We start from the raw sequence: 21,613 nt of genomic DNA, 5'->3' as shown, positions 1-21,613 counted from the left end.
TGAAGATGAACAAATATCGCCTTAGCGACGAGACACGCCTCTGGCAATGGAAAAACGGCGAAACCACCCACGCCACCACGCTGCGGCAGATTATCGCCACGGCGGACTTTAACGACGTGACAGTCGGCACGAGAGGCGGCTGGATTGACGATGAGCGCGCCCTCGCGCAGGACGGCGACTGCTGGATCTACGATGAAAACAGCGTGGTGTTCGCGGGTGCAGTCGTCTCCGGCAACGCGCGTCTTACCCTGCCGTGCATCATTAGCCATAACGCGCATATCGGCGACAGCTGCTGGCTGGACGGCGCAGAGGTCAGCCACGGGGCGCGAATAAGTGACAACGTCACCATTCAGCAATCCTGCGTACGGGGCGAGTGTCATATCTCCGGCGACGCGCGCGTGCTGCATCACAGTGTGGTCATTGCCGCCAAAGGGCTGACGCCGGACCATGAACAGATCCTGCAAATCTACGACAAGGCGACGGTGAGCCAGTCGCGGATTGTGCACCAGGCGCAAATCTACGGCGAGGCGATGGTCAATTTTGCCTTTGTTGAACACCGGGCCGAGGTCTTTGACAACGCGATCCTGGAAGGTAACGAACTCAACAACGTCTGGGTGTGCGACTGCGCAAAAGTCTATGGTAACGCCCGCGTGATAGCCGGGTTTGACGACGATGCCATCCCCACGGTGCGCTATAGCTCTCAGATTGCGGAGAATGCCGTGGTCGAAGGCAACTGCGTCATTAAGCATCACGTCCTGATTGGCGGGCAGGCCTGGCTGCGCGGCGGGCCAATCATGCTGGATGATAAAGTGGTGATCCAGGGGCGCGCGCGCATCAGCGGAGATGTGCTTATCGAACACCGGGTTGAAATCACCGACGATGCGGTCATTGAAGCGTTTGCCGGCGAGAGCATTCACCTGCGCGGCGAAAAAGTGATTAACGGCGACCAGCGCATCACCCGCACGCCGCTGCTGGGCGCGTTATAGGGTATAGATCCGGCCGTAGATATTCACATCGTCAAAGCGGCCATTCAGGTATTCCGCTTCCCGCAGGCACCCTTCCAGCGTAAAACCGTTGCGCACGGCAACGCTGTTGCTGTGCTGATTCGCCACCCGACACTTGATCACAAAACGACGGATCTCACCGCGTTCAGCGTAGTAGCGCATAAACGCCTGCAGTGACTGAGAGAGAATGCCCTGACCCTGGTGAGCTTCATCCAGCCAGTAGCCGATGTAGCCGGCTTTGTTGGTCGGTTCAATGGTGTTGAACGACAGGACGCCAACCAGCGCATCATCCTTGAAGATCAGAAACATTTTGGCGTAGCCGCGCTGGTGCAGCATCTGGTTGCTCTGCACGTTGCGGCGGGTATCCTCTTCGCTGCCCACGTGCTGTGCCCAGTCAAAGGCGGTTTGCAGAAAGGCTCTGTTTTTGACGACGAGATTGTGCAGGTCGGCGGTGTAGCGCTCTTCGACAGCGCGAAGCTCGATATCCTGGGTGACGGGGATGATTTCTGAAGACATGGTGCCTCTCAATTGCCGGGTGGCGCTAGCGCTTACCCGGCCTACAGTATCGAAACACAGGCCGGGTAAGGCGAAGCCGCCACCCGGCACAATCCCACAAAAGTTAACGCATTACCCGGTCGTCAACATACTGACGTTTATCCGGCGCCGGTGGGAAATACTGGTACAGCCAGGTTTCACTGATGGCGTCGCCCTGGCAGCGCAGGAACAGGCGCATATCCACCGGTTCCGTCGAATCCGACGTTGGGTACCAGTCAAACAGAATGCGATATCCGTCAAACGGCTCAACGTAGAGGATCTCCACCTGCTTCGCTTCACCGCTGGAGAGCGTAATCACCGGCTCGATGCCTTTTGGCGCAGCAGCCTTCAGGTCGCCGCCGACGAAGTCGATGGCAAAGCGACGGGCCCACACTTTCGGGTAGTTTTCGCCCGGCGCCCAGCCTTCCGGGAAGCCGCCCATGCCGGTGCGGGTGGCGTAGACGTTGGCCAGCGGGGAGCGCACCGGCGGCATCGCGCTCCAGTAGAGGCGATATTTGAAGTCCAGCTCGTCGCCCGCTTTGACGGCTTTTTCCGGCTGCCAGAAGCAGACCACGTTATCCAGCGTTTCACCGGTGGTCGGGATCTCCATCAGGCAAACCGCGCCTTTACCCCAGTCGTTACGCGGTTCCACCCACAGGCTTGGACGCTTGTTGTACCAGCCCATCACGTCCTGATAGTGCGAGAAATCGCGATCGAGCTGCAGCAGACCGAACCCTTTCGGGTTTTTGTCCATATAGGCATTGAACTGCAGCTTCTGCGGGTTGTTCAGCGGACGGCAGATCCACTCCCCGTTGCCGCGCCACATCGCCAGGCGGTCGGAGTCATGGATTTGCGGGTGAATAGTGTCACACATGCGGCGTTCGTTATTACCGCAGCTGAACATGCTGGTCATCGGCGCAATGCCGAGCTGCTTGATGTCCTTACGCGCGTAGAGGTGGTTTTCCACCTCCATGATCACCTGGCTCTTCTCGCAGTGGATCACGAATTTATAGGCACCGGTGATGCTCGGGCTATCCAGCAGCGTATAGACGGTAAAGGTCGTGTCGCCGGGCTTGACGGTCTCAAACCAGAAGGAGGTAAAGTCCGGGAACTCTTCCGGCGTGTCGGTAAAGGTATCTACCGCCAGGCCGCGGGCGGAAAGGCCGTACTGGTAAGTGTCATCCACTGCGCGGAAATAGCTCGCGCCCAGGAAAGAGACGATATCGCGACGCGCCAGCTCCGGCGCCTTAAACGCGCGGAAGCCCGCAAAGCCGAGATCGCTTTGCCCTTCCAGCTGTTTGGTATCCACCCCCGTTTCACCGTAGCTGAACAGCTCCGGACGGAAGTGGATCTCGCGCGCCATAGCGGTGGACTGGTCCAGTGAGAACATCCGCACGCGACGGCGGAACCCCATTCCCATATGGAAGAACTGCACGTCCAGCTGACGCCCTTCAATGTTGTTCCACAGTGACTGCTTTTCATCGTAGCGGATGGCGTTGTACGCCTGCGGCGTCATCGTGGCCAGCGTCTCCGGCAGCGGGCGCGGCGCGCCACCCCACGGGGTTTTCGCCAGGTCATGCGCCATGGATTGCAGGACGGAGAAGTCAAAACGACGGCTCTGGCCGTCAGCAATGTCAGAGTCAGCAGCGTATGCCGCTTTGGAAAACAGGGAAGCAAGGCCGGATGTGCCGCTCAGGGCTGCCACTGCCAGCGAGCCTTTTAGAAAACGTCTGCGATTCATGCCTGGAAAAACGTCCTTATGGTCGTGTGAATGTGTTTCGCGCTCGGCGAAATGACGGCAAGAAAGAACGCACAGCCTAAACAAAAATGGTTAAGAATCCAATTGTTGGCCGGTGATTATCTGAACAAAGTGAGAAATATTTTCTGTCGACCAGAACGGCCCGAAAGTGGTGTAAAGAAAGCCTGGAAAATGTGTATAAAAATGCCCCGTCAGGACATCAGCTGACGGGGCGAATGAGGCGGTTATTTTACGCTGACATCGATACCCGGGAAGTACTTATCAGCGAGTTTGGCGATCGTGCCGTCGGCACGTACTTTATCAATTGCGGCATCAAGCTGCTTTTTGGTGGCCTCGTCACCTTTACGCAACCCAAAGCCGATCCCACTGCCGAGTATAGTGTCGTCAGACACCGGCTTGCCGATGAAGCCAAACCCTTTCCCCTGCGGCTTGCTGAGGAAACCTGCCTGTCCGGCCGCGGACATGACCAGCGAGGCGTCGATACGGCCATTCAGCAGATCGCCCCAGGCCATATTCTGATCTTTATACGACACCACGGTGACACCCTGCTTTTCCCAGTGCTCTTTGGCATAGGTTTCCTGAATGGAGCCCTGCAGCACGCCAATGGTTTTCCCCTTCAGCCCTTCTGGGGTTGCCTCAACCGCCGTGCCGGCCTTGCCGACCAGCTGCGACGGAATACGGTAAATCGGCTGGGTAAAATCAATGCTCTTGCGGCGCTGCTCGGTGATATTCATCGCCGAGTTGATGGCGTCGAATTTCTTCGCCACCAGGCCCGGGATCAGCGCATCAAACGAGGTTTCCACCCAGCTGCACTTCAGCGCTGCCGCTTTGCAGATGGCATTCCCCAGCTCAACGTCAAACCCTTCCAGTTCGCCTGCCGCATTGCGGCTTTCAAACGGCGGATATTCGGCTTCCAGACCGTAACGCAGCTCGGACGCCGCGAAGGAGGAAAAGGTACACAGCAATCCCATGCCGACAACTAGCGCGCGTATTTTCATCTCAAACTCCTCAGAGCCTATCTCAGCGTGGTTTAACCCGACACAGGGCTTGGGCACCTGCCCGTAACGTCGCCTCATCTTTCGCAAAAGAGAGACGAATCAATTTATTATCCGTACCGTCCGCATAAAACGCCGACAGCGGAATGGTAGCTACACCGTACTCAACGATAAGCCGTTTCACCAGCTCGCTGTCGCTCTCGTTGCTGAATTGGCTGTAGTCCGCCAGCATGAAGAACGATCCGGCGCTGGGCAGCAGCGTGAACGGCGAATCGGCCAGCAGACTCTGCAGCAGATCGCGCTTGCGCTGGTAAAACGCCGACAGCGACAGCCAGGTTTGCGGGTCGACCATATGTTCAGCAAACGCGTGCTGCATTGGCGTATCGGCAGAAAACATTAAAAATTGATGGACTTTACAAATCTCGTCCATCAGCACCGCCGGTGCAACACAGTAACCCACGCGCCAGCCGGTGACGTGATAGGTTTTTCCGAAAGAAGAAATAATCACGCTACGCTCCGCCAGCTGCGGGTGCGTGGCCATCCCGTGGTGCGGCTCACCGTCAAACACCACGTGTTCATACACTTCGTCAGACAAAATAATGATGTCGGTATTGCGCGTCAGCGCCGCCAGCTGCTGCAGGTCGTTGGCTGAAAAAACCTGGCCGCTCGGGTTGTGCGGCGTATTGATGATGATCATGCGCGTGCGCGGGGAGATGGCAGCCCGGACTTCGTCCCAGTTGACGGCAAAATCCGGCACGGTGAGCTTGATGGCAATCGGCGTTGCCCCCTGCAGACGGACAATCGGCGCGTAGCTGTCAAATGACGGCTCGAAGTAGATCACCTCATCACCCGGGTGCACCAGCCCGCTGATTGCCGAATAGAGCCCTTCGCTGGCGCTGGCGGTCACCAGCACCTCGCTGGCCGGGTCATAGCGCGTGCCGTATAGGGTGGCAATTTTATCGGCAATGCGCTCTTTGAGCGGCTGCAGACCGGTCATCGACGCATACTGGTTATGCCCCGCCTCCATTGCGCGGGTAACGCCCGCAACAAGCTTTGGGTCGCAGGAAAAATTCGGTGCGCCCTGAGAAAGGTTAATCGCGTTATGCTGCGCCGAGAGCTGGCCGATAACGGTAAAAATGGTGGTGCCCACATCGGGCAGTTTAGAGCGCGTTTGAACTGGCGTTCGTAAAGTCATCCTCTTTCCCTTCTCATGGACATTGCATAACTATTCAAACAACATCTCTGTTGTCGGGACAATCGAATTGTTGTCATAATAGCCATGAGAAAAATGCATAGCTGAGGTGTTTCCATGTCGCGCCGTTCGCTCCCGCTTAATGCCATCGACGCATTTTTAGTCACCGCGCGTCACCTGAATCTGACCCATGCTGCCGCAGAACTTTGCCTGACGCAGGGGGCCGTGAGCCGCAAGATAGCCTCCCTCGAAGCGTGGTTTGGCTTTCCGCTTTTTGAACGCCACGCGCGCGGCCTGCGTCTCTCCTCGCAGGGCAGCGCCCTGCTCCCGGAACTGCAGTCTGCTTTCGAACACTTGCTGACCGTGGCCGACCAGGCCCGCAGCCAGCAGACCGTGATCCGGCTCAAGGCGCCCACCTGTGCCATGCGCTGGCTGGTGCCGCGCCTGCTGGAGGTGGAGCGTGAGCAGCCGGATCTGCAGATCGCCCTGACCACCACCACCGATCACAACGTCAACTTCAAAACCGAATCTTACGACGCGGCCATCGTGTTCGGTACGCACATGAGCGCAGGCGACCTGCTGTTCGAAGAGGCGCTCACCCCGGTGATAAGCCCGGTACGGGCGGGTGCAGCGCTGGGATCGCTGACGTTCCTGCACCCAACAAGGGATAAGACAGACTGGTCGCTGTGGCTGACGAAACAGGAAGGTCCGGGCTTTGCCATGCACAAAAATCAACACTTCGACACGATGGATCTCGCCATCACGGCCGCCATTCAGGGGCTGGGCGTGGCCATTGCCGACGAAACGCTGGTGGCCGAAGATGTCCGCGCGGGAAGACTGATGAGGCCTTATGAAACCAGCATAAAAACCGGCGCGAGCTACCGGCTGGTGCTGCGCGAAACGCCAGGGGAGGAAAATGGACTGGCGGCGTTTCGCGCCTGTTTGCTTAATCGAGGCTGACGTGGTGCTTCATTACCCGTTTGAAGAGGCTCATGCGGGCGCGCATAAAGCGGTTTTCAAGCCGGAAACCTGCATGTTTATTCACGCCAATGCGTAACAAAACATCCCGCCCTTTTCGGCATGCGGGCCAGTGCGTCGGCCCTGGCAGGATCTCACGAGGCCCTGCGTCTCGCGCAAAGCTCACCCAGTAATCGGCCACGTGGGCAGCAAACTGTAAATCCCGTTCGTTGACATACTGGCGTGAAGGCTCCACCTGGCCGAGGGTATCGAAGACGTAGGGCACCTCATTGCCGTGCCAGGTGCCGTTGATATAGGTGGCATGTTCCGCTTCCGCGACATAGTCAAACCAGTATCGCCAGCACAGTCCGCAGACGCGCTGCTGCGCCTGCATCACGACGTAGCCCATCGTGGTGAACGCCATGTCGCGGCACACCTGCCTGCCCAACTCCTCATCGCCTTTGACGCCCGGATAGAGCAGCTTAATCAGCCCCAGCCCGAAGCGTCGCTCCCGGCGGAGCTTCTGGATTTGCCCGGCGAGATCGATGCCAAACACCGCCATCACGCTGGCCTCATCGCTGTTCGACCCAATCATCACCGGTACGGGATGCTGGCGGGCAGCGAAAAAGACGTCCAGCATCGCTTCGGGCAGAACGCAGTCCCCGACGATGGGCGCCGGGGCGACGTTCAGCGGCGCGGTTAACGGCCAGAACGCGTCCGGCGGAATGGCGCGCAGCTGCTCAGCAGTCTCCTTCTCCAGGCCAAAATGGGCGGCCAGCGCCTCCCCTTTTTGCTGCGCCTGTTCACGCGGCGTGTCCGGCAAGGTATACCCGCTTTGCACAATCGCCTTGTGGAACAAGCCAGCCGCCAGGGGTGATGCCAGCAGAGAGAGCACGCTGCGCGCACCGGCGGATTCGCCAAACAGGGTCACGTTAGCAGGGTCGCCACCAAATGCGGCGATATTGTCCCTAACCCATTCGAGGGCCGCGATCTGATCCAGCAGGGCAAAATTATGCACCACGCGATCTTCCTCGCCTTCCAGCGCGGGATGAGCGAAAAAGCCGAGATGGCCGAGACGGTAGTTGATCGTGACCACAACCACCCCGCGTGTCGCCAGCGCTTTGCCGTTATAAGGCGGCAGGCCGCCTGCACCAATCGTAAACCCGCCCCCGTGCAGCCAGACCATAACCGGAAGCGTCCCGGCGCGCTCTTTGGGGGACCAGACGTTCAGATAAAGACAGTCTTCCGAGAACTGACCGGGATCGCCCCCGCCCAGCTCCTGACAATATTCGCTGCTTTGCCAGCTTGAGGCCGAAAAGGTAGTAGCCTGGCGAACGCCATCCCACGGCTCAGGGGGCCGCGGGGAGCGCCAGCGCCACTCGCCCACGGGCGGTGCGGCGTAGGGAATGCCGCACCAGACGTGGACATTTTCATCGGTTAAACCAGACAGTGCGCCCTGGCGCGTTTCAACCACAGGGGCGGAAGGATTTTGCATAACGACCTTATTTTTTCCATCACACCCCAGCAGAGTAACGATTTCAGAGCAAACCGCAACGCTGTTTGCTGCGGGTTTCTGCCTCCTGGTAGAGCGTGAACTCGTCATACACCGGGCAGCCCAGCGCGTCTTCAAACGCATCGCGGCTGGCGTTGCCGTGGCTACGGGCCTGGGTTTCATTCCCGAGATTGGACTGGAAAATCCCCGCGGCGCTGACCGGGAGGAAATCTTCGTAGGTGATCGGCTGGGCGACCACCCATCCGCGCTCTATTAGCGGCTGCGGATCGTCTCCCGGCCGGAACGCATGGCGATGCGCTTCACCCGCTGGCGTCAGACGGTAGCGGAAATACGCCAGCTCCTGACGGCGCATTAGCAGTTCACTGTCCGGGAAGGCGCTAAAGATCTCCCGCAGATGCAGCTGATGCGTCAGGTTATCTTTGCCGGTACCGGCCTGGGAAAGCAGGCTATCGTACAGTTCACGCCCTTTCGGGGTCAGCGCCACGCCGCGCTGCTCAATCTCACCGAAGCGCGCAGTGTGGGTGCCCTTATGTTCCCCGGCAAACAGCACCGGCTCTTCCAGGGCTTTAAAGCTGGTTTGACGCAGCAGGACGGGCACCTCGCGACGCGGCGGGCCTTCAATCAAAATTTTCGGCTCGATACCGTACTTCGGCATCAGCTCCTGCACCCGGTCAATATCCAGCGTGCGCGGCGTGAGGTGGTTAATATGGCAGCCCGGGAAGCAGACCACGTCGGCAATCAGGCGATGCTCGTTATGCAGCGCCTGATTGGTTTCCTGATCGACCGTCGCATGACGGTGCCAGCGGAAGGTTTCCAGCGCTTCCTGCACAAATTCGTGCGCCTGTTCGTCAGTAAACTGCCCCTCAGATTCATACAGATCGAGCAGCGCCAGGCAGCGCGGGGTAAAGATGTTCCGGTGAGAGAGGATTTCCGCCGCCCGTTCGCGCAGCGCGACGTTGTCAATCAGCTCAAGGCGCAGCAGCGACGTAAAGATACGGAACGGATTACGGCACAGCGCCGCATCATCGATCGGGCGAAACGCCGTTGAGTGGACCGGCACCCCCGCCTGGGAGAGATCGTAATAGCTGACCGGGTACATCCCCATAATGGCAAACATACGACGCAGGGTTGAAAGTTCATGTGCTGTGCCAACGCGGATCGCCCCGTGACGCTCCACGTTCAGGCGCGCAAGCTCATCGGCGTTTGCCAGTTGTTCATGTAATAGTGGGTTATTTTCCAGCACCGCCAGGTTTACGTCCGCAACCAGTTCGAGCAAGGTGCCGTACTGCGGAACTTCCTGCTGGTACATCGCCGACATAGCCTGCGAAAAGTGTTCCCGAATGTCATCAGCCGTGATGGTGTTCGCCATGATGTCATGCCTCCAGTGAATATTACCTGGAGTGTAGAGAAACCCGTTCCTTCCGGGGGGAAGAATTTCTGATTTGTGATCTTAAGACGACAGTGGTCAAACCGTGTGCTACTAGCCCCTGAACAGGTCCGAACGAAACCGCCCTTTCGACCTGAACGCTTTTATCCAGGATTTTCCTTATAATTATTTAGGGTTTCGCTTTCTAGCTATAAAGGAGTATTTTTTATTTTCCCCTGACTACAAATCAACCAATTTGAGTTCGCCATTATTTTTATCCTCACCTTTCAAATTTTTAGCTCTAAGTTAGGATTAATCTGAATGGTTGTTTACAAGTCCTTCCTGCCTATCCATATTTCCATTTCAAGCGAAGCGTAAATTTACAAATATTTAAAAATAACGCAGCCGCAAATAGCAAAACGCATTTGACGGATGACGCACAGCGACTAGAGTTATTACTCGAACGACGAGTGATACGGAATATTTTCGTATCGTACTGACATAACCAATATATGACTATGAGGTTTAATATGGCAGAGCATCGTGGTGGTTCCGGTAATTTCGCTGAAGACCGTGAAAAAGCATCAGAAGCTGGACGTAAAGGTGGCCAGCACAGCGGTGGTAATTTTAAAAACGATCCGCAACGCGCATCTGAAGCGGGTAAGAAAGGGGGACAGAACAGTCACGGCGGAGGCCGTAAGTCTGATAACTCCTGATCTTATTTAGTACTCTTTTAATAAAACCAGAGAGCATGCTGCGGGCTGAAAAGCTCGCAGTACCCTTTCATTATTTTACCGGAGCGTAATTATTATGAATATGAAAAGTGTTGAGGATGTATTTATTCATCTTCTATCGGATACCTACAGCGCAGAAAAGCAGCTTACCCGAGCGTTAAGTAAACTTGCTCGTGCCGCCTCCAGCGAGAAGCTGAGTGCCGCCTTTACCGCACACCTTGAAGAAACGCAGGGTCAGATTGAGCGTATCGACCAGATCGTCGAGCAGGAAGACGGTATTAAGATCAAACGCATGAAATGCGTGGCGATGGAAGGCTTAATTGAAGAAGCCAACGAAGTCATCGAAAGCACGGAAAAAAATGAAGTGCGTGATGCCGCGTTAATTGCTGCTGCACAAAAAGTTGAGCATTACGAAATAGCCAGCTACGGTACCCTTGCCACATTAGCAGAACAACTGGGCTATAAAAAAGCCGTTAAACTTCTTGCCGAAACGCTGGAAGAAGAAAAAGAGACCGACCTTAAACTCACCGACCTGGCCGTTGGAAATATTAACCAAAAAGCGCAGAAATGACGCAATAACACAGGTTAAATAAAATGAGCATCAGTCCCAGGACAATTAAACGGTGCCATTTAACGGCAGCTATAATATGGTTCATACTCGCTATCCCTTCCGTAATATGGTGGAAGAACAGCGTGCTATGGGTCATTATCATCAGTATCTATGCCAATATTGTCGGCCATTTATCTGGCTACAGTGCTGCACGTGCCGATCAGGCTGCTGAAAGTGAGACCAAATAAGCGAACCCCTAATGAGGATACAATGATGAATCACGTAGAACATTACCATGACTGGCTACGCGATGCCCATGCGATGGAAAAGCAAGCCGAATCTATGCTGGAATCCATGGCCAGCCGTATCGATAATTATCCTGATGTTCGCGCCAGAATTGAACAGCATATTAATGAGACAAAACGGCAAATCACATTGCTGGAGGAAATCCTCGACCGTAATGATATTTCTCGTTCGGTCTTAAAAGACTCGATGAGCAAAATGGCGGCGCTGGGGCAATCCATCGGCGGCATGTTCCCTTCAGACGAAATCGTGAAGGGCTCGATCAGCGGATATGTTTTCGAACAGTTTGAAATCGCCTGCTATACCTCCCTGCTGGCAGCGGCCAAAAAAGCCGGGGACACCGCTTCGATACCCGCTATTGAGACGATCCTCGCAGAAGAGCGCGAAATGGCCGACTGGCTGATTCGCCATATCCCGCAAACGACGGAACAGTTCCTGCTGCGCTCAGACGCATCGGGTGTCGAAGCGAAAAAATAATCCACAGGAGAGTGCCTATGTTTCGACACGTCAAACAGCTGCAATACACGGTTCGCGTCGCCGAACCGAATCCCGGCCTGGCCAACCTTTTACTGGAACAATTTGGCGGACCGCAGGGTGAACTGGCCGCCGCCTGCCGCTACTTTACGCAAGGGTTGAGCGATGACGATCCGGGCCGCAAGGATATGCTGATGGATATCGCGACCGAGGAGTTAAGCCATCTCGAAATCATCGGTACCCTGGTCGGTATGCTGAATAAAGGTGCCAAGGGCGCGCTGGCGGAAGGGGTGGAAAATGAGGCCGAGCTGTATCGCTCCATGACCGAAAACGGCAATGACAGCCACATCACCTCCCTGCTCTACGGCGGCGGTACCCCGCTCACCAACTCGGCGGGCGTGCCGTGGACGGCGGCCTACGTCGACACCATTGGCGAGCCGACGGCGGACCTGCGCTCAAACGTGGCGGCCGAGGCCAGAGCCAAAATCATCTATGAACGGCTGATCAACGTGACTGACGATCCCGGCGTTAAAGATGCCCTGGCGTTTCTGATGACGCGTGAGGCGGCGCATCAGCTCTCCTTTGAGAAGGCGCTGCAGTCCATCCGTAATAATTTCCCGCCGGGAAAACTGCCGCCAATCGAGGAATTCACCAACAAGTACTACAATATGTCTGAAGGTGGAGAGGTTCGCGGAAGCTGGAACAGCGATAAACACTTCGATTACGTTGAGTCCCCCCAGCCTGCGGTGGATGGCGGCGATGGCAGTGCCAGCGTCACGCTCACAACCGAGCAGGCAACCCTGGTCAAGGCGATGTCTGCCCGCACGAAATCCGATCCACATTCCGACCCGCTGACCGGTGCCGAGCTGGGTGCCGGAAAGACTAAACCGTAATCGGTTTGCCGGGCAGGCCTGAACTGCCCGGCAATTCGCGTGCCCCATCGTCTCAGAGGTACGGACCATGTTCGAACTCGATGCGTTTCATCTGGCCAGAATTCAGTTCGCTTTTACCGTCTCGTTCCACATCCTGTTTCCCGCGATCACCATCGGTCTCGCCAGCTACCTGGTGGTGCTGGAGGGCATGTGGCTGCGCACCAAAAACGACGTCTGGCGATCGTTGTACCACTTCTGGCTCAAGATATTTGCCGTTAACTTCGGCATGGGCGTCGTTTCCGGGCTGGTGATGGCGTATCAGTTTGGCACCAACTGGAGCGGGTTCTCCCAGTTCGCGGGCAGCATTACCGGCCCGCTTCTGACCTATGAGGTGTTAACCGCCTTCTTCCTGGAGGCCGGATTCCTCGGCGTCATGATGTTCGGCTGGAACAAGGTCGGCCCGGGGCTGCACTTCTTTTCGACCTGCATGGTGGCGCTCGGCACGCTGATGTCGACCTTCTGGATCCTCGCCTCCAACAGCTGGATGCACACGCCACAGGGTTTTACTATCGAGAACGGCCAGGTGATCCCGCAGGACTGGCTGGCCATCGTCTTTAACCCTTCCTTCCCTTACCGTCTTATTCATATGGCTATCGCCGCGTTTCTGAGCAGCGCGCTGTTTGTCGGAGCATCGGGGGCATGGCATCTGCTGCGCGGTAACGATACGCCCGCCGTTCGCACCATGTTTTCGATGGCGATGTGGATGGCGCTGCTGGTCGCGCCCATTCAGGCGGTGGTGGGCGATATGCACGGCCTGAACACGCTTGAACATCAGCCAGCAAAAATTGCCGCCATTGAGGGCCACTGGGAAAATCCCCCCGGTGAGGCCACCCCGCTGCTGCTGTTTGGTCTGCCGGATATGGAGGAAGAGCGCACCAAATACGGCCTGGAGATCCCCGCGCTCGGCAGCCTGATCCTGACGCACAGTCTGGACAAGCAGGTCCCGGCGCTGAAAGACTTCCCGAAAGAGGATCGCCCAAACTCGACCATCGTTTTCTGGTCGTTCCGCGTGATGGTCGGGATGGGACTGCTGATGATTACTCTCGGTCTTGTCAGCCTCTGGCTACGCTATCGCCATCGACTTTACCAGTCGCGTCCGTTCCAGTGGTTTGCCCTCTGCATGGGGCCGGCCGGGCTGCTGGCGCTGCTCGCCGGATGGGTGACCACCGAAGTGGGGCGTCAGCCGTGGGTCGTCTATGGCTACCTACGCACCATCGACGCGGTATCGCTGCATAGCACCCTGCAGATGAGCATCAGCCTGCTGGCGTTCTTCGTTGTCTACTCATCCGTATTTGGCGTGGGCTATGTTTATCTCATCCGGCTGATTAAGAAAGGACCTCAGCCCGTCGAGACGCTGACGTCAAACACCTCGGGCACGCCTGCCCGTCCGCTGTCTGCCGCGGAGTCTGTTCCGGAAGAGGAGAGAATCTGATGGGCGTCGATATCTCAGTGATTTGGTTTGCCATTATCGTGTTTGCCACGCTGATGTACATCATTATGGATGGCTTCGATCTGGGCATTGGCCTGCTGTTTAACTTTGTGGGCGATGCGAAAGAGCGCGATGTGATGGTCAACAGCGTAGCGCCCGTCTGGGACGGCAACGAGACCTGGCTGGTGCTCGGCGGTGCGGGGCTGTTCGGCGCGTTTCCGCTGGCCTACGCGGTGATTATTGATGCGCTGACGATCCCCCTCACCGCAATGCTGATCGGTCTCATTTTTCGCGGCGTCGCCTTTGAGTTCCGCTTCAAAGCCACCCCCTCACACCGCCGGTTCTGGGACTACTCCTTTGCCGGCGGCTCCCTGCTCGCCACCTTTAGCCAGGGCGTGGTGGTGGGGGCGGTGATCAACGGCTTTGACGTGGAGGGCCGACGTTTTGTCGGCTCGGCGCTGGACTGGCTCACGCCTTTCAACCTCTTCTGCGGCATCGGTCTGGTCGTCGCTTACACGCTGCTGGGCACCACCTGGCTCATTATGAAAAGCGAAGGCGCGCTGCAACAACGCATGCGCGAGCTGACCCGCCACGTGCTGCTGGCCCTGATGGTGGTTATCGCGGTAGTCAGCGTCTGGACGCCGCTCGGCTGGCAGTACGTCGCCGACCGCTGGTTTACCCTGCCCAACTTCTTCTGGTTCCTGCCGGTTCCTCTGCTGGTCGGTATCTTCAGCGTGCTGATCTGGCGCCTGACCCGCAATCCGGACAGCCACTCTCGCCCTTTCCTGCTGACGCTGGGGCTGATTTTCCTCGGGTTTAGCGGGCTAGGCATCAGCCTCTGGCCAAATATTATTCCGCCGCGCATCACCCTGTGGGAGGCCGCAGCCCCGCCTGCCAGCCAGCTGTTTATGCTGGTTGGGACGTTACTGATTATTCCGGTGATCCTGGTGTACACCGCCTGGAGCTACTACGTTTTCCGGGGCAAGGTCTCGGATACTGAAGGCTATCACTGAGGAACGCTATGACGGACTGGCATACACGGGCCATTATTTACCAGATTGATACCGCACTCTTTTATGATTTGAACGGCGATGGCTGCGGGGACATCGCCGGGATAGCGGCCAAGCTGCGCTACATTCGCCGGATGGGGGCGACGGTTATCTGGATCACCCCGTTTTATCTCACCCCCTTTCTCGATGAAGGCTATGACGTCAGCGACCATCTTCAGGTGGACCCCCGCTTCGGAAAGCTGGCCGATATCATCGCCCTTATCGAACAGGCCCGCGAGCTGGGCATGCAGGTCATTATTGAGCTGCTGATCCAGCACACCTCCGACGCGCACCCCTGGTTCCAGCAGGCCCGCCGTAACCCGGCGTCACCCTACCGGGATTACTACCTCTGGTCAGATACTGACGAGGACGATACGCCCCCGATGTTTCCCGGCGTGGAGGAGAGCATCTGGAGCTGGGACGACGAGGCGGGACAATACTACCGGCACATGTTCTATCGCCATGAACCGGACCTGAACCTGACCTCACCCGCGGTGCTGAAAGAGATTGAGAACATCATCCTCTTCTGGCTCAAGCTGGGCGTATCGGGGTTCCGCCTGGATGCCGCCTCCCACCTGACCACGCAGGCGGGAAACGGTAATGAAAAAAAGGGTCTGTGGATCCTCGAGCATATGCGCCGTCTTATTGAGGAGCATAATCCGGAGGCGATCCTGCTGGGTGAAGTGGACGTCGAGGTGGAGGCCTATCAGGACTACTTTGGCAATAATGACCGCCTGAATCTGGTGCTCAATTTCTGGCTCAACAAGTATTTTTACGTCAGCCTGGCCCGCAAAAGCGCCCGTCCGCTGCGCAACGCGGTGAAGAAGATGATCGTCCCGCCCGATTCATGCTGTTTTGCCAACTGGCTGCGCAATCACGACGAACTGGATCTGGAGGGCATCAGCCAGAAAGACAAACAGTTTGTCCTCGATACCTTCGCCCCTGACGACGAGATGAACGTCTACCAGCGCGGGATCCGCCGTCGCCTGTCCCCGATGCTCAACGGCGATCTGAAGCGGCTGGCGTTCTGCCACGCGGTACTCTTTTCCCTGCCTGGCGTTCCGGTGATGCGCTATGGCGATGAGATCGGCATGGGGGATGACCTCGATCTGGAGGAGCGCTACGCCGTCCGCACGCCGATGCAGTGGGCGGGATCGCAAGGCGGCGGTTTTTCGGCAGCCGACCCGGAAAAATTTATCGCGCCGATTATCGACCGCGGCCCTTATCGCTATCAGAAAATCAACGTCGCCGATTCGCTGCTCCACCGCAACTCGCTTCTGCACCGGATCATTGATATCACCAATACCCGCTCGGAGTTCCCCGAAATCGCCGTTGCGCCCTTTCGGCTCCTCACGATCGATAGTGACGCGGTGCTGGGGATCTATTACGAGACCGAAGAACGCAGCATCCTGACCTTTGTTAACTTCAGCGACCAGCCGGTACGGTTCACCGTCAAGGGGATCCGCAACGCCACCTGGACCGCCTGTCTTGCGGACAAACGCTACGATGACGCGCTGGTTTGCGGTAAAACCGTCGAGCTCAGCCTTGGCGGCTACGGCTATCGCTGGTTCTGGACGCACCGCAGCGCGCTGCGCTGATTACGGTTTCCGGCGGGTGAGCAAACGCGTTAATACAATCCCCGCCAACGCCAGCCCTCCTAACGCCACTTTGCCCGGCATACCGGAGGTCACGGACGTCGCGCGGGTTTTCGCTTCGTCAGTGAAACGGCCATGGATTCTGTGCAGGTCGTTAACCGGCTGGTCGAGATAATCCCGGCGGTCCGGCGCGTTCAGATCGTCCGTCATCTGACCTTCCCAAGCTTTCTTCACCATCAGCCGGTCCAGAAACCCCGGGAAGAGGAACTGCCCGACAATCGACTGGATGGTGCTGCTGCCTACCCACAGCTCACGCACCGGCTTTTGCGCCACCCTGAAGATGGCGCTGGCGGCGACTTCAGGCTCGAACACCGGCGGTACCGGACGCATCGCCCACGCGAACTTGTTCCTTGCCCATTCAAACTGCGGCGTGTTAAGCCCCGGCATCTGCACCATCGAAAGCTGAACCCGGCTGTTCTCATGCATCAACTCGGTACGTACCGCGTCGGTAAACCCGCGGATCGCCGCTTTGGCCCCGCAGTAGGCGGACTGCAGGGGAATGGAACGGTAGGCCAGCGCGGACCCTACCTGGATAATCACCCCCCTGTCGCGCGGAACCATAAGCTCGAGCGCCGCGCGGGTACCGTTCACGTAGCCGAGGTACGTCACCTCAGTCACGCGACGAAACTCGTCCGGCGTAAGGGTGCGAAACGGCGCCAGCACAGCCCCCATGGCATTGTTAACCCAGACATCAATCGCACCGAGGCGATACTCAATGTCGTTAGCCGCGTCCACCACCGCCTGACTGTCGGCGACGTCAGCCTGCACGGCGTGTGCATTTACGCCGAAGCGGCGCAACTCTTCCTGGGTGGAGTGCAGGCTTGCCTCATCGCGGGCGATGAGGCCGACATCGTAACCTGCTTTTGCAAAGTGCAGCGCCGTGGCTTTTCCCACGCCCGCCGTCCCACCGGTAATTACTATGACAGCCATAGAACCTCCACGTGAAATCAACCGTTATGCCCGTCCGACAATGCTGTCACCAGCTCGGCTAGCGAAAAATGCACCGCTTTTTCCACCACGTCCTGACAGTCGCCGGAGAAAAGTACGGTGCGGGTTTGCGTCTCGCCCTGGATGTTCCACGCAAAGCAGACGGTCCCCGCCGCCGTGCCATCGTCGCCCCCTTCCGGGCCAGCATAGCCGCTGATGGCGATACTGATATCCGCCTTGGCGATGTCGCGGATGCTGGCGGCCATCTCGGTCACCGTCTGCTCACTGACGGCGGTATAGCGCGCGAGCGTCTCAGGACGAACGCCGAGGATCCGCGCTTTGGCTTCGTCGCTGAATACGACCAGGCCAACATCATAAAAATCGGCCGTGTTCTCTTCGGCGCAAAGTGCTACCGAGAGCTTTCCGCCGGTGCAGGATTCCGCCGTGGTTAAGCGAAGCCCGAGATCGGTTAATTTGCTCGCCAGTTTTTTCGTCAGTTCACCCACGGTATAATTGTTGTCGTGAAAAAGATTGCTCATCTTTTCGCCTCTTATTTCTCGAAAGGAATGATTGAAATATGTCCATTGCGCTCAAGTATGGCATATTTAATTTGGCTTATTTCGGTAATACCATTATTTTGACGCGCTGACACCAGAATATCATCGCAAGAGACATCGACCTTTTTGAGTTTATCCGCCAGGGGTACGCCGTTTTCCACCAGAATCACGGGAGTGCCGTCCAGAATATTCTCCACCGGGGAAAAATACTTCTTCATAAGGCCAAAAATAATATCCACCACCACCAGAGTGGTAATCGTAATCATCGCACCGGTGACGGAAAAATCTTGTCCGAGAAGCGCCTGCTGCGTAGCTTCACTAATTATCAGGAGCAGAATGAGATCGAAGCTGGTCATCTGTAGCAGCGCACGCCGCCCGGCCACTTTAAATACCACCACGAGGAACAGATAAATCGCCAGCGCACGAAAGACCATATCCATATCAGCCTCCTAGGGGTAAATAAATTGCCAGAGGGTTATCTCCGGTTCGTTGTTTACACGAACGGTCGTGTTCCATTTACCGGCTCTCGAAGGCGTGGTGAAAAGTAACACCGCGAAGCGGTCTGACTTTTTCAGGTTGTTATAGACAAAATAGAGGGTCTTGCCACGGCTGAACATGCTGTCCGGCTGCGGCCAGACGCTGCCAGGCTCGTAAACATCGCTGCTCTCGCTGGCCATGCTGAGAACATACTTTCCCTCTGTTCGCACCGGGAACGACAGCTCCATTCGCGTCTCCGTCTCCCGGCGGCCAAACCGTTCATAGCTTATGGTCAGTGATTTAGCGGAATTGGTTTTAACCGTATCGCTGACCCACCCGCTTGAAAACAGACCGGCGATAGCGGCGATGATAATAGCCAGCAGAACAATAAAACCCACCTGACGAAACGCGTATTCAAACGTCAGCAAGCGATAACTCTCATCTATCCCGGGCAACTTTTCATTTTCACGCTTCATGGTCATCGTCACCGTTTCGCTTATTATCCGATAAGTTTGATTTTTCACGCGAATGTTTTTAGGACTTATCACATTTGCCACATAAAGAAATAGCAACAATACTTAATAAGTCAAGACACCCAAAATGAAGGATATCCGATGAAATTATCGCTTATTTCCGCTTTTATGATATTTCTGGTTCCGGCCGCCTTCGCAGATAATAACGGCGGGTTACAAAAAGGTGAAGCTCCGCCGCCACCCCATGCGCTGGATAGCGGATATCGCGGAACCGATGATGCGCGTATTATGACCATCGATCAGGCAAAACAACTGCACGACGGTGCGACCATTTCATTACGCGGTAATCTTATTGATGGTAGCGGCGATAAGTTTGTATTTCAGGATAAAACCGGAAAAATCGACGTTATTATTCCCCAGGCAGTCTTCGACGGCAGAACGGTAAAACCCGACCAGATGATCAGTATCAACGGTTCGCTTGATAAAAAATCATCCCCTGCCGTCGTCCGTGTTGATCGTTTGCAGAAATAATTCAGCGAAGCGTTAACGCTGCAGTTATCCATCAAATCTCACCCCTTGGCTTAAGGAGTCAGCTATGAGTGATACTAAACAACGTACGAACGCTTACCCGCAGCCCCCGTTCCCGGAACAGCCACAAACGCCACCGGGACTGGCATCCGAAATGCAACCCGTACCCGACCACGGGGAAACCAGCTATAAAGGGCATGGCCGCCTGGCGGGCAAAAAAGCGCTGATCACCGGCGGTGACTCGGGTATCGGTCGCGCTGTAGCCATCGCCTATGCCCGTGAAGGCGCGGACGTGGCCATTAACTACCTGCCTGAAGAGGAAAAAGACGCCGCCGAGGTTATCGACCTGATCAAAGCCGAAGGGCGGAACGCCGTCGCGCTGCCGGGGGACGTCCGGGACGAAACCTTCTGCCAGGACCTGGTCGAAGAAGCCGTCTCGAAGCTGGGCGGGCTGGATATTCTGATTAACAACGCCGGTCGCCAGCAGTTCCGTGAATCGCTTGAAGAGCTGACCACCGAAGATTTTGACGCGACGTTTAAAACTAACGTGTACGCGCCTTTCTGGATCACGAAGGCGGCTCTGCGCCACCTGAAAGCCTCGTCCGTGATCATTAATACCTCCTCTGTTCAGGCGGTGAAGCCCAGCCCGGTGCTGCTGGACTACGCTCAGACGAAAGCCTGTCTGGCGGTATTTACCAAATCCTTAGCCAAGCAGCTGGGTCCGAAAGGCATTCGCGTCAACGCGGTCGCTCCCGGTCCCTACTGGACGGTGCTGCAGTCCAGCGGCGGCCAGCCGATGGAAAAAGTGAAGGAGTTTGGCGGAGATACGCCGCTGGGACGTCCGGGTCAGCCCGTCGAGATTGCCCCGCTGTACGTCACGCTGGCCTCGGATGAATGTTCATTTACGTCCGGCCAGGTGTGGTGTTCTGACGGCGGTGACGGGGTAATCTAACCGCATAACCCTTTCCCCTCAGCAATGAGCAATAAATGAACAAGGATGTTCGCTCTTATTCCCCTGCCGAAAAACATGTTGTAACTCAAACAGATCAAATGTTAAAAATATTTTGCTATCAGGTTATCAAAATTAAACAACTTAACTTGTCACCCGCATCGCTCTGTTTTTAACATCGCCTATGGAAAAAAATGGTCTGTTCAGTCAGCGCATACGCTTGCGCCATTTGCATACATTTGTGGCCGTCGCTCAACAGGGAACGCTGGGGCGTGCGGCTGAAACTCTTAACCTGAGCCAGCCTGCGCTCTCGAAAACCCTCAACGAGCTGGAACAGCTGACCGGCGCCCGTCTTTTTGACCGCGGTCGGCTGGGCGCGCAGCTTACCATCGTGGGCGAACAGTTCCTGACGCACGCCGTTAAGGTGCTGGATGCGCTCAATACCGCAGGCCAGTCCCTGCATCGAAAAGAAGAGCACAGCAGCGAGGTCGTCCGCGTCGGGGCCCTGCCTACCGCCGCGCTCGGCATTCTTCCGCCGGTGATTGGCCAGTTCCACAAGCAGCAACGGCATACCACGATCCAGGTTGCCACCATGAATAACACCATGCTGCTCGCGGGGCTGAAATCGGGCGAGCTGGATATCGGTATCGGCCGCATGTCCGACCCTGAACTGATGGGGGGTCTCAATTACGAACTGCTGTTCCTGGAATCCCTGAAGCTGGTGGTTCGTCCCGATCACCCTCTGCTGCAGGACACGGTGACGTTAAGCCGCGTGATGGAGTGGCCGGTGGTGGTGTGCCCGAAAGGGACCGTCCCACGTCAGACCGCCGAAACCTTGCTGCAAATGCAGGGGTGTACGCTGCCCTCAGGGTGCATCGAAACGCTGTCGGCCTCGCTTTCACGCCAGCTCACGCTCGACTATGACTACGTCTGGTTCGTTCCCTCCGGGGCGGTGAAAGATGATTTGCGCCAGGGCACGCTGACCGCTCTCCCGGTAACGGCCCCCGGCGCCGGTGAACCTATTGGTATTTTGACCCGGGTAGATACTCCACTTTCCACAGGCGCGCAGACGCTGCTGAGCGCCATCCGCAAATCGATGCCGGTCTAAAACCTTTTTGCCCTCCCCCTAACCCTCTCCCCTCAGGGTCGAGGGGGCTGTCCTGTGCGTTAATCAAATAATGCGGAATAAATCATTAACAATTGCGTAAAACAATTTAACAGTTTTATCATAGCGGCGAATTCACCAAATGGTTCGC

23 protein-coding genes are annotated in these 21,613 nt (G+C 56.7%); 13 read left to right on the top strand and 10 right to left on the bottom strand.

Features of this window, described 5'->3' with window-relative positions; translation table 11 throughout:
• The first annotated feature begins 5 nt into the window (after window positions 1–5).
• On the top strand, window positions 6–986 hold the full coding sequence (gene ydcK / locus KGP25_RS11500) for a YdcK family protein (protein ID WP_223540484.1): 981 nt from the start codon (window positions 6–8) through the stop codon (window positions 984–986).
• Here the strand turns inward: ydcK and rimL are convergent.
• From rimL to KGP25_RS11480, 4 genes are all read right to left on the bottom strand, one after another.
• Window positions 981–1,520, bottom strand: a complete 540-nt coding sequence (rimL, locus tag KGP25_RS11495) for a 50S ribosomal protein L7/L12-serine acetyltransferase (RefSeq protein WP_039025093.1) — start codon at window positions 1,518–1,520, stop codon at window positions 981–983. The genes ydcK and rimL overlap by 6 nt on opposite strands.
• A gap of 103 nt (window positions 1,521–1,623) precedes the next feature.
• Complete coding sequence (locus tag KGP25_RS11490) at window positions 1,624–3,279, bottom strand: glucan biosynthesis protein (RefSeq protein WP_223540483.1); 1,656 nt, start codon at window positions 3,277–3,279, stop codon at window positions 1,624–1,626.
• 242 nt (window positions 3,280–3,521) lie between these two features.
• A complete protein-coding gene (locus KGP25_RS11485) occupies window positions 3,522–4,295 on the bottom strand; it encodes a transporter substrate-binding domain-containing protein (protein WP_048030514.1) in 774 nt (257 codons plus the stop codon).
• Between the two features lie 22 nt (window positions 4,296–4,317).
• Window positions 4,318–5,487, bottom strand: coding sequence for a pyridoxal phosphate-dependent aminotransferase (locus tag KGP25_RS11480; RefSeq protein WP_223540482.1), 1,170 nt, complete (start codon window positions 5,485–5,487; stop codon window positions 4,318–4,320).
• 114 nt (window positions 5,488–5,601) lie between these two features.
• Between KGP25_RS11480 and KGP25_RS11475 the strand changes: the two genes are divergently transcribed.
• Window positions 5,602–6,444, top strand: a complete 843-nt coding sequence (locus KGP25_RS11475; protein ID WP_063621593.1) for a LysR family transcriptional regulator — start codon at window positions 5,602–5,604, stop codon at window positions 6,442–6,444.
• Here the strand turns inward: KGP25_RS11475 and KGP25_RS11470 are convergent.
• On the bottom strand, window positions 6,431–7,936 hold the full coding sequence (locus tag KGP25_RS11470) for a carboxylesterase/lipase family protein (protein WP_223540480.1): 1,506 nt from the start codon (window positions 7,934–7,936) through the stop codon (window positions 6,431–6,433). The genes KGP25_RS11475 and KGP25_RS11470 overlap by 14 nt on opposite strands.
• A 43-nt stretch (window positions 7,937–7,979) precedes the next feature.
• Complete coding sequence (locus tag KGP25_RS11465; protein WP_223540479.1) at window positions 7,980–9,323, bottom strand: VOC family protein; 1,344 nt, start codon at window positions 9,321–9,323, stop codon at window positions 7,980–7,982.
• A gap of 527 nt (window positions 9,324–9,850) precedes the next feature.
• Between KGP25_RS11465 and KGP25_RS11460 the strand changes: the two genes are divergently transcribed.
• The 8 genes from KGP25_RS11460 to KGP25_RS11425 all read left to right on the top strand — a co-directional run bounded on the left by KGP25_RS11460 (window position 9,851) and on the right by KGP25_RS11425 (window position 16,389).
• The gene (locus tag KGP25_RS11460) at window positions 9,851–10,036 is read left to right on the top strand and encodes a general stress protein (RefSeq protein ID WP_004150795.1); all 186 of its coding nucleotides are present in this window, start codon (window positions 9,851–9,853) and stop codon (window positions 10,034–10,036) included.
• Window positions 10,037–10,130: 94 nt separating this feature from the next.
• On the top strand, window positions 10,131–10,625 hold the full coding sequence (locus tag KGP25_RS11455; RefSeq protein WP_023311678.1) for a ferritin-like domain-containing protein: 495 nt from the start codon (window positions 10,131–10,133) through the stop codon (window positions 10,623–10,625).
• Between the two features lie 23 nt (window positions 10,626–10,648).
• A complete protein-coding gene (locus KGP25_RS11450) occupies window positions 10,649–10,852 on the top strand; it encodes a hypothetical protein (RefSeq protein WP_013096662.1) in 204 nt (67 codons plus the stop codon).
• A gap of 25 nt (window positions 10,853–10,877) precedes the next feature.
• Window positions 10,878–11,384, top strand: coding sequence for a ferritin-like domain-containing protein (locus KGP25_RS11445; protein WP_014883791.1), 507 nt, complete (start codon window positions 10,878–10,880; stop codon window positions 11,382–11,384).
• A gap of 17 nt (window positions 11,385–11,401) precedes the next feature.
• Window positions 11,402–12,274: a manganese catalase family protein gene (locus tag KGP25_RS11440; protein ID WP_008502274.1), complete on the top strand. Its 873-nt coding sequence runs from the start codon at window positions 11,402–11,404 to the stop codon at window positions 12,272–12,274.
• Window positions 12,275–12,341: 67 nt separating this feature from the next.
• The gene (locus KGP25_RS11435; protein ID WP_223540478.1) at window positions 12,342–13,745 is read left to right on the top strand and encodes a cytochrome ubiquinol oxidase subunit I; all 1,404 of its coding nucleotides are present in this window, start codon (window positions 12,342–12,344) and stop codon (window positions 13,743–13,745) included.
• On the top strand, window positions 13,745–14,755 hold the full coding sequence (cydB, locus tag KGP25_RS11430) for a cytochrome d ubiquinol oxidase subunit II (protein WP_048030525.1): 1,011 nt from the start codon (window positions 13,745–13,747) through the stop codon (window positions 14,753–14,755). The genes KGP25_RS11435 and cydB overlap by 1 nt, the downstream gene beginning before the upstream one ends.
• Before the next feature lie 8 nt (window positions 14,756–14,763).
• Window positions 14,764–16,389, top strand: a complete 1,626-nt coding sequence (locus tag KGP25_RS11425) for an alpha-amylase family protein (protein ID WP_223540477.1) — start codon at window positions 14,764–14,766, stop codon at window positions 16,387–16,389.
• Here the strand turns inward: KGP25_RS11425 and KGP25_RS11420 are convergent, their stop codons facing one another.
• The 4 genes from KGP25_RS11420 to KGP25_RS11405 are packed head-to-tail and all read right to left on the bottom strand — an operon-like array spanning window position 16,390 to window position 18,883.
• Window positions 16,390–17,376 carry an SDR family oxidoreductase gene (locus KGP25_RS11420; RefSeq protein WP_196364597.1) on the bottom strand — a complete coding sequence of 329 codons (987 nt, stop codon included), beginning with the start codon at window positions 17,374–17,376 and terminating at the stop codon, window positions 16,390–16,392.
• Between the two features lie 17 nt (window positions 17,377–17,393).
• The gene (locus tag KGP25_RS11415; protein WP_223540476.1) at window positions 17,394–17,912 is read right to left on the bottom strand and encodes a 2-oxo-tetronate isomerase; all 519 of its coding nucleotides are present in this window, start codon (window positions 17,910–17,912) and stop codon (window positions 17,394–17,396) included.
• An 11-nt stretch (window positions 17,913–17,923) separates the two neighbouring features.
• Entirely contained in the window at window positions 17,924–18,370 is a 447-nt protein-coding gene (locus KGP25_RS11410; RefSeq protein WP_008502280.1) for a YetF domain-containing protein, read from the bottom strand.
• 9 nt (window positions 18,371–18,379) lie between these two features.
• Window positions 18,380–18,883: a hypothetical protein gene (locus KGP25_RS11405; protein WP_048030755.1), complete on the bottom strand. Its 504-nt coding sequence runs from the start codon at window positions 18,881–18,883 to the stop codon at window positions 18,380–18,382.
• 138 nt (window positions 18,884–19,021) lie between these two features.
• Between KGP25_RS11405 and KGP25_RS11400 the strand changes: the two genes are divergently transcribed.
• The 3 genes from KGP25_RS11400 to KGP25_RS11390 all read left to right on the top strand — a co-directional run bounded on the left by KGP25_RS11400 (window position 19,022) and on the right by KGP25_RS11390 (window position 21,465).
• On the top strand, window positions 19,022–19,411 hold the full coding sequence (locus tag KGP25_RS11400; protein ID WP_045910503.1) for a YdeI family stress tolerance OB fold protein: 390 nt from the start codon (window positions 19,022–19,024) through the stop codon (window positions 19,409–19,411).
• A 64-nt stretch (window positions 19,412–19,475) separates the two neighbouring features.
• Window positions 19,476–20,360, top strand: a complete 885-nt coding sequence (locus KGP25_RS11395; RefSeq protein WP_126533903.1) for an SDR family oxidoreductase — start codon at window positions 19,476–19,478, stop codon at window positions 20,358–20,360.
• A 181-nt stretch (window positions 20,361–20,541) separates the two neighbouring features.
• Window positions 20,542–21,465 (top strand): LysR substrate-binding domain-containing protein, encoded by a 924-nt coding sequence (locus KGP25_RS11390; RefSeq protein WP_045910501.1) that lies wholly within the window; start codon window positions 20,542–20,544, stop codon window positions 21,463–21,465.
• Window positions 21,466–21,613: the final 148 nt, after the last annotated feature.

It is taken from the genome of Enterobacter sp. JBIWA003, from assembly GCF_019968825.1.
GTDB classification, from domain to species: Bacteria; Pseudomonadota; Gammaproteobacteria; order Enterobacterales; family Enterobacteriaceae; genus Enterobacter; species Enterobacter quasiroggenkampii.
The sequence above is the reverse complement of the archived record's forward strand: the minus strand, read 5'-3'. Positions and strand labels throughout refer to the sequence as shown.